Annotated in this window: 8 protein-coding genes and 1 pseudogene; 1 reads left to right on the forward strand and 8 read right to left on the reverse strand. The window is 62.9% G+C overall.

Annotated elements, in window-relative coordinates; genetic code table 11:
- A pseudogene (locus ACTHL0_RS23485) lies at positions 1 to 436 on the reverse strand (RNA polymerase factor sigma-54); the annotation flags it as partial.
- Positions 437 to 774: 338 nt separating this feature from the next.
- Here ACTHL0_RS23485 and ACTHL0_RS23490 point away from each other — a divergent pair.
- Positions 775 to 1146 carry a BON domain-containing protein gene (locus tag ACTHL0_RS23490; protein ID WP_440569378.1) on the forward strand — a complete coding sequence of 124 codons (372 nt, stop codon included), beginning with the start codon at positions 775 to 777 and terminating at the stop codon, positions 1144 to 1146.
- A gap of 68 nt (positions 1147 to 1214) precedes the next feature.
- Here the strand turns inward: ACTHL0_RS23490 and ACTHL0_RS23495 are convergent, their stop codons facing one another.
- The 7 genes from ACTHL0_RS23495 to ACTHL0_RS23525 all read right to left on the reverse strand — a co-directional run.
- Positions 1215 to 1790, reverse strand: coding sequence for a TerD family protein (locus ACTHL0_RS23495; RefSeq protein ID WP_440569379.1), 576 nt, complete (start codon positions 1788 to 1790; stop codon positions 1215 to 1217).
- A gap of 26 nt (positions 1791 to 1816) precedes the next feature.
- On the reverse strand, positions 1817 to 2833 hold the full coding sequence (locus ACTHL0_RS23500; RefSeq protein WP_440569380.1) for a TerC/Alx family metal homeostasis membrane protein: 1017 nt from the start codon (positions 2831 to 2833) through the stop codon (positions 1817 to 1819).
- A 27-nt stretch (positions 2834 to 2860) separates the two neighbouring features.
- Positions 2861 to 3316 (reverse strand): tellurite resistance TerB family protein, encoded by a 456-nt coding sequence (locus ACTHL0_RS23505; RefSeq protein ID WP_440569381.1) that lies wholly within the window; start codon positions 3314 to 3316, stop codon positions 2861 to 2863.
- 64 nt (positions 3317 to 3380) lie between these two features.
- The gene (locus tag ACTHL0_RS23510) at positions 3381 to 3971 is read right to left on the reverse strand and encodes a TerD family protein (RefSeq protein WP_440569382.1); all 591 of its coding nucleotides are present in this window, start codon (positions 3969 to 3971) and stop codon (positions 3381 to 3383) included.
- Positions 3972 to 4392: 421 nt separating this feature from the next.
- A complete protein-coding gene (locus tag ACTHL0_RS23515) occupies positions 4393 to 5757 on the reverse strand; it encodes an MFS transporter (protein ID WP_440569383.1) in 1365 nt (454 codons plus the stop codon).
- Positions 5758 to 5905: 148 nt separating this feature from the next.
- Positions 5906 to 6415 (reverse strand): YbhB/YbcL family Raf kinase inhibitor-like protein, encoded by a 510-nt coding sequence (locus tag ACTHL0_RS23520; protein ID WP_440569384.1) that lies wholly within the window; start codon positions 6413 to 6415, stop codon positions 5906 to 5908.
- A gap of 220 nt (positions 6416 to 6635) precedes the next feature.
- A partial coding sequence (locus ACTHL0_RS23525; RefSeq protein WP_440569385.1) for an NAD(P)-dependent oxidoreductase occupies positions 6636 to 7094 on the reverse strand: 459 nt, incomplete at its 5' end.

Raw genomic sequence — 7094 nt, forward strand, 5'->3', positions numbered from 1 at the left:
GAGGCTCTTGCATCGTGGGCTGGGCGTGGGCCCATGCGCCCGGGGCGTTATCGTCGGAATCGCGGTTGTGGCGCGAGGCCGAGCGGGTCGTCCAATCCTGGCTGAAATCGCCGATCGGATCGTCGGCGGGGGCGGCGGTCGTCGTATCGGAGCTCGACAAGCCATCGTACTGATCGACGGGTTCCGCGGATTGAGGGGTTTCAGCGGCGATGCCCGGCTGCAGCTCTGCTGCGTCTCCCTCGCGTGCGGGGTTTGCGGTGCCTTCGCTCTCTTCGACAACGGGGTCGTCATATTCGAGAAAAGGATTGTTATCGAGAGCCTGACGGAGTTCATGCTGAAACTCGAGCGACGACAACTGCAGGAGCCGCACCGATTGTTGAAGGCGCGGCGTCAGTGCCACGTGTTGTTTGCTACGCAGTTCGAGAGTCGGCGGCATGGCAAAAATCCAGTGGAATAGTCCTCGCACTGAAGCAACGGCCATACCACCTGTTGCCACGTGGGCGATGCCGGCGATCGGCCACCGCAGGAACCATGCCGCGGCGCGACGAACGCGGCAGCTTTTACAGAGTGCAGTGCAAAAGCGTGGCGCGCTTTGCTGCGGCTGCAAAGAGATCGCCACGAGAGGCGCTGCAGTGCCGCGATGGCCGTGCAGGCGCGCGACGGCACGACGCTTGCGGAGGGAATGAGGCGGACGGAACGCGGGTCGGTATCCATTCCCGGTTTTGCACGTTCTGCTTCGGCAATTCCTTCCATCTTTGAGCAGGAGAAGAAACTGTGAAAACGCTCCCACTCCTCAAAATCGCGGCCGTCGTTGCCTCTCTGACGCTTGCTGCCGGCGTAACGGCCCAGACGATGGCGTCGTCCGACGCCTCGACGACGGAAAGCGCGTCGGCGCCGTCCTCGAGTTCCGAATCGGTTGGCCAACATATCAGCGACAGCACTGTCACGACGAAGGTCAAGGCCGCGCTGATGACGGCGAAGGACGTCAAGTCCACGCACATTCATGTCAAGACGCGGCGAGGCATCGTATGGCTGACGGGTACGGTTCCGACGCACGATGAGAAGACGCGCGCGCAAGAAGTGGCCGCGGGCGTGACCGGCGTGCATGAAGTGAAGAACCGCCTGAAGGTGAGCGGCTCCGAGTGAGGGTTGACGCGGCGCCGCGCGGCCGGATGCCGACGAGCGGCGTTGCGCCGCGTCGAGTTCCCTCAGGGTCAGCAGGCCAGGCCGTAGCCGTTTGCGAGGGCGCGCAAGCCGCCCGCAAAGCCTTGGCCGACAGCGCGGAATTTCCATTCGCCGTTGCTGCGGTACAGTTCCGCAAAGACCATTGCGGTTTCGGTCGAGGCGTCTTCCGCCAGATCGTAGCGGACCACCTCAGCCCCCGAGATCGGGTTCACGACGCGGATGAACGCGTTGCCAACCTGGCCGAAATTCTGCTTGCGCGCTTCGGCGTCATGGATGGTCACAGCGAACGCGACCTTGTCGATATCGGCCGGAACCTGGCTCAGATCGACTTTGATCGCTTCGTCATCCCCATCGCCAGCACCGGTGCGATTGTCGCCCGTGTGTTCGATCGAACCGTCCCGGCTGATCAACTGGTTGTAGAAGATGAAATCGGCTTCGCTGCGGACCTTGCCGTCGGCCGTCAGCAGGAAGGCGCTAGCGTCCAGATCGAACGCCGTGCCGTCGGTCGCGCGAGGGTCCCAGCCCAGGCCGACCACGATCTTGGTCAGGCTCGGATCGGCTTTTGCCAGCGAGACATTGCCGCCTTTTTGAAGCGTGAGTGCCATTCAAATAGCTCCTGTGATTGGATGAACTACGGATTGTTGGCCCGCGTGTCTTCTCGGGCCGGGGAGATCGCGCTGGCCAGGATACCGATCGACAGGACTGCCAAGACGATGAGCAGGCTCGTGTTCGGATCGATGCTGATGCCGTGGCGAAAGAGTTCGTCGGTCGCATTCAAGGCCAGCTTGGCGGCAATGAATAGCAGTAGCACGACCACCGCCTTTTCCAGATGGACGAGGTGGCGCTTGAGCGCTTCGAGGATGAAATACAGCGTTCGCAGCCCCAGGATCGCGAACAGCATCGCCGAGTAGACGATCAGCGGTTCACGGCTGACCGCGATGACCGCTGGGACCGAGTCGAAAGCGAAGAGGAGGTCGGACACTTCGACGACAACCAGGCATAGGAACAGCGGGGTGGCGAGCAGGCAGCCTTTGGCACCCGGGCGCATGCTTGTCTGTGTCGTCTTTCGTTCTGCCTCGAGCGTCGTGCGACTAACGAAGAAGCGGTGCCCGTCCAGCTTGGGCCATACGTGAAAGAGTTTTTTCGCGAACCGGTAGGCCAGATGCTGGGAGTAATCGTTGTCTGCTTCGTCGTGATCGCCGCCTTTGAGCATCATGACGGCTGTCCACGCCACGATCACCGCGAAGGCGATTTCGACCAGAGGACCGAGCGATAGGAGTCCCGTGCCGATGGCGACAAAGACACCGCGGAACACGATGGCCCCGACGACGCCCCAGTACAGGACACGGTGGCGCAAGCCGTCCGGGACCTTGAACCACGCGAAGATGGCCATGAAGACGAACAGGTTATCGATGGAGAGCACCTTCTCCAATGCATAACCTGTCACGAACAGACTGGCCGCTTCGGCGCCGTGGCGCACGTACAGAAATCCGGCGAATGCGAGGGAGATCGCCACCCAGAAAACCGACCACATGCAAGCCCGAGCCAGCGTGACCGGTTTGCCGTTGCGGTGAGTCATCACATCCAGCAGCAGGGCGGCGACGGCCAAGCCGACGAACACCGTCATCGTTAGCGGAGGAAAACCCATGTGAGACGCTTCCACGCTCCGGTGCCCTTATGGTTCAAGTTGGAAGTCGGCTGGGCTCAGGCCAAGCTCCAGACAAATCAGGCGGCAGGCCGCTCGCTCTTTTTCGTCGAAGTGACCATCGGAGGCACCAATGGCGCAGGCGACGCGCACCAGCAGGCGTGCTTCGCCGTCCTTCGCCCTGACTTTGCCGATCGCCTTCAGGGCCTCGGCCTGCCCGATCTGGAAGTCGAATCCGAATTTGCCGCAGGCGTCGTTGAACACCTTGATCACGTCGTTCAGGTCGAAGACTTTCAACTCCGGCGACGCATTAATGAAGCCGACCATCTTCATCTTCTCTTCGGATCGAATTTCTCCATCCGCGGCGGCAATCAGTGCGCAAGCATTGGCAACGGACTCCATGAACGTCCGATTCCTGAACTTGGCGACTTCGGCTGTCAGTGCTTCGCGTGCTTTGATCACGTTGGTTTTCAGCCAATCGATCATGTGTTTTTCTCCGTGAACGGAACCAGGACCAGGACCAGGACCAGGCTGGCCCGCCGAATCATCGTTATCCGCGGACCGCTTGAATCGCGAGGTTGACGAGATCGTCCGCGGTGCGCCCATTCGTGGATTGGCCGATCGCCTTGAATTCCCATCCGCCGGCAGCGCGGCTCAGGCTGGCCATGACGACACCGGTATGCCGGCCTTTCTCCGCCAGGTTGAAGCGCGCCAATTCCTGGTTTTTCGATCCGTTGACGATGCGGCAGTAGGCGTTCTCCACTTGATCGAAGGTCTGACCGCGGAAACTGTTGACGGTGAAGATCAGGTACTGAACGGTGCCCGGCAGGCGCTGCAGGTCGACGTGAATGGTTTCATCGTCGCCATCCCCTTCGCCGGTCAGGTTGTCGCCGGAGTGCTCGATGGAACCGTCCTTGGATTTCAGCTGACGGAACCAGACGAGATCGACCGGCCTCAAGCCGCTGTCCAGCACGATGCACGAGGCATCGAGATCGATTTGGCCGCTGCTACCCAACATCTTGGAAAGGAAACCGCCGGAACTGGCCGGATCCCAGCCGAGGCCCAGGCTCACAGAGGTGATGCCCGCACCAGCGGTTTTTTCCAGCGAAATACTTTGGTTCTTGCTCAAGTTGACTGCCACGCTTGCGCTCCTGGTTGATCTTTGGTGTTCGATACAAGGGCCGCGACAACGCCACGACTCGCCCGGCTTCTTGCTTACAAATCTTTCGACGTTGAAATGTAACCGTATCAAAAATGAAAGGTTTATAAAAATCGCTGTCTGGAAGCAATACGCTGCTGGGCGCGGTATCGAGCAGGAGGAACGCTGGGTGAGGAGGAGCGGCGGATTGACGCGCGCGTCGCGATGGGCGTCGCGAAGGCACGAAGCGGCCCATGGTCATTGGGACGGTCGGCGCGGGAAATGCCCGCGCCCTGGACTGAAGTCGCGCCGGTGTGGCAACGCGGTCTCGTGGCGTATTTCGCCGGCGGGGAGCCGGTTAGCCGGTTAGCCGGTTAGCGGGATGGCCCGGTGGGGCGTGTGCGCATCGCCGAGGGGCAGACGCTTATGCTTGCACGCTGCCTGGTGCGCGCAAGCGCATCAAACTCACGATCGACGCCAGCCCCGCGACGGCGGCCGCGACGGCCAGTGCGATCATCGGCCCATGAGTGGGCGAGACGCCGAAGATCAGCGCCACAAGTGCCGCCCCCACCGTCTGCCCGGTGAGCCGCGCGGTACCGAGCATCCCACTCGCGCCGCCGCTGCGCTCGCGCGGGGCCGCGGACAGCATCTGGCGGTTATTGGGCGATTGGAAGAGGCCGAAGCCCGCGCCGCACAGCGCCATGCGCCAGGTAATGGCGAACACGCTCGGATGTGTGCCGATTGTCGTCATGAGGACGAGACCGATCGTCAGGGCGATGAGCCCGATGCCGCCCAGCATCCCGGCCGAATATCGATCCGAAAGCACGCCGGCGATCGGCGCAGCGAAGACGATCACGAACGGCCATGGCGTAATCAGCAGGCCCGTCTGCACCTGGTCGAAGCCGAACACGTTTTGAAACAGGAACGGCAACGAGACGAAGGCCAGCATCTGAGCGCAGAACGAGCACACCGACGTCGCGATCGACAGCGCGAAAATCGGAATCTTGAGCAGATCGACCGGCAGCAGCGGCGCCGGGCGCGTCAATTGACGCCGGACGAACACGTACCCGACGATCACAAGGACGATGCCCTCGACGATGAGCCAGCCGGCCGCTTCGCCGTGACCGAGTCCATCGATGATAAAAATCAGCAGGCCGAACACGATCGCATTCATGGCGGCGCTCAAGTAATCGTACGGCGTATCGTGTCCGGGATTCGTCGGCAGCGCCCGCATGGCGCCGATGACGGCGACGATGCCGATCGGCACGTTGATCGCGAACAGCCATGGCCAGGAGGCCACCGACAGCACGGCGGACGCGACGGTGGGGCCAACGGCGGAGGACACCGCCACGACCATCGCATTGATGGCGATGCCGCGTCCGAGCCGGTTCGCTGGATAGATCGTGCGTACGAGCGCGGTGTTGACACTCATGATGCCGGCGGCCCCAAAGCCCTGGATGACACGCACGAGCGCCAGCACCGGCAGCGAGCCTGCGAGGGAGCAGCCCAGCGAGGCAGCGGTAAACAGGGCGAGGCCCGCCGTGTAAACGCGCCGATAGCCGATGCGGTCGCCGAGCGAGGCGAGCGGCAACAGAGAAATGGTGATGGAAAGCTGGTAAGCGTTGACGACCCAGATCGAAGCGGAGGCGCTGGCATGCAGGTCGCGTGCGATGGTGGGCAGCGCGACATTGGCGATCGCCCCGTCGAGCACGGCAAGCGTGATGCCCAGAGCGATGACGGCGATCGCCCAATAACGCTCTGGAACGGGAATGCCTTGTTCTACGTGCATCGGGGAGAAGCTCGGGAAGCGTGCGATGGGGGAGGGACCCCCGCATTCTAAGCGCGCAACCCGGTGGTGCGCTTGCGGGCGTGCCGTCGCGGCGGCGGGCGGACCCGTTGCGTACGCAACGATGATGCCCGCACCGCGTCGACCGGTGTTACTTCAGCTCGTAGAGGCCCGTGTAGGTGGCCGAATCGATCTCGTTCAAATGCGTCATGAAACGCGCGACTGCATTCGTCGTTTCGGGGGTGATCGGCAAATGCTCGACCTTCAAGGCATGCAGCCGGAAGATGTAGCGGTGGGGCGTGTCGCCGCGGGGCGGTGCGGCGCCGCCGAAGCCCGGCGTGCCGTAGTCGTTGCGTACCTGGAGCGCGCCGGACGGCAGCAGGCTGCCGTCGGCCTTGCCCGCGCCGAGCGGCAGGGAACGGACGTCAGCCGGGATGTTGACGACCACCCAGTGCCAAAAACCGCTGCCGGTCGGGGCATCGGGATCGTAGACGGTGAGGGCGAGGCTCTTGGTATCTTCGGGTGGGGCCTCCCACTGGAGGGAGGGCGAGAGGTTACCGCCGTCGCCGTCGACGCCGAACGATTTGTCGTTGCACTCCTGAGCCCGAGGCATGAAGCCGTTGCTCGGAAAGTCGTCTGACCAGATTCTGAACTCAGCCATCGGAAGCCTCCTTCTTCTTGACGGGGTGGGCGGTGCGGCACGATGTGCCGCAGTGCGGCTTGCGTGCCGAGTGTAGCACCGGCTTCGCACGGCCATCGGCAGCCCACCGGGCGCAGCGGGGCGCATCGCCGCCGCGTAAGGCCAAGCCGGCGATGCTGATGGACTTGTCCGCCGGGCTGCGCGGTACAAGGCGGCCGAGCGGCCGCGATCGATCCGCGTTTCAGCGAGGCTCGTGCAGCTTGCGCAGTCGCCAGATCAAGCTCGAGGTATCGAAGCGATTGCCGCCGAGCGCTTGGACGTCACCATAGAACTGGTCGACCAGCGCCGTGACCGGCAGCGAAGTACCGGTGCGTTTTGCTTCGTCCAGGCAAAAGCCCAGATCCTTGCGCATCCAATCGACGGCGAACCCGAAGTCGAACTTGTTTTCGATCATCGTTTTGCCGCGATTGTCCATCTGCCAGCTCGCGGCTGCGCCCTTGCCGATCACTTCGAGGACGCGCGCCATATCGAGCCCGGCGCGTTCGCCGAAATGGACCGCTTCGGAGAGCCCTTGCACGAGGCCGGCGATGCAGATCTGGTTGACCATTTTGGTCAACTGGCCCGAACCGACGGGGCCGAGACACGTCACGGCCACCGCATAATGTTTGAGCACGGCGGCGGCGCGGTCGAAGGCCCGGGT

Origin of the sequence: Trinickia sp. (assembly GCF_051961175.1) — a bacterium.
GTDB lineage: Bacteria > Pseudomonadota > Gammaproteobacteria > Burkholderiales > Burkholderiaceae > Trinickia.

Bases quoted from the DNA above. Each gene is read 5' to 3' on its own strand.
- ACTHL0_RS23495 (WP_440569379.1), bottom strand. From the start codon at position 1,790: ATGGCACTCACGCTTCAAAAAGGCGGCAATGTCTCGCTGGCAAAAGCC.
- ACTHL0_RS23500 (WP_440569380.1), bottom strand. From the start codon at position 2,833: ATGGGTTTTCCTCCGCTAACGATGACGGTGTTCGTCGGCTTGGCCGTC.
- ACTHL0_RS23505 (WP_440569381.1), bottom strand. From the start codon at position 3,316: ATGATCGATTGGCTGAAAACCAACGTGATCAAAGCACGCGAAGCACTG.
- ACTHL0_RS23515 (WP_440569383.1), bottom strand. From the start codon at position 5,757: ATGCACGTAGAACAAGGCATTCCCGTTCCAGAGCGTTATTGGGCGATC.
- ACTHL0_RS23520 (WP_440569384.1), bottom strand. From the start codon at position 6,415: ATGGCTGAGTTCAGAATCTGGTCAGACGACTTTCCGAGCAACGGCTTC.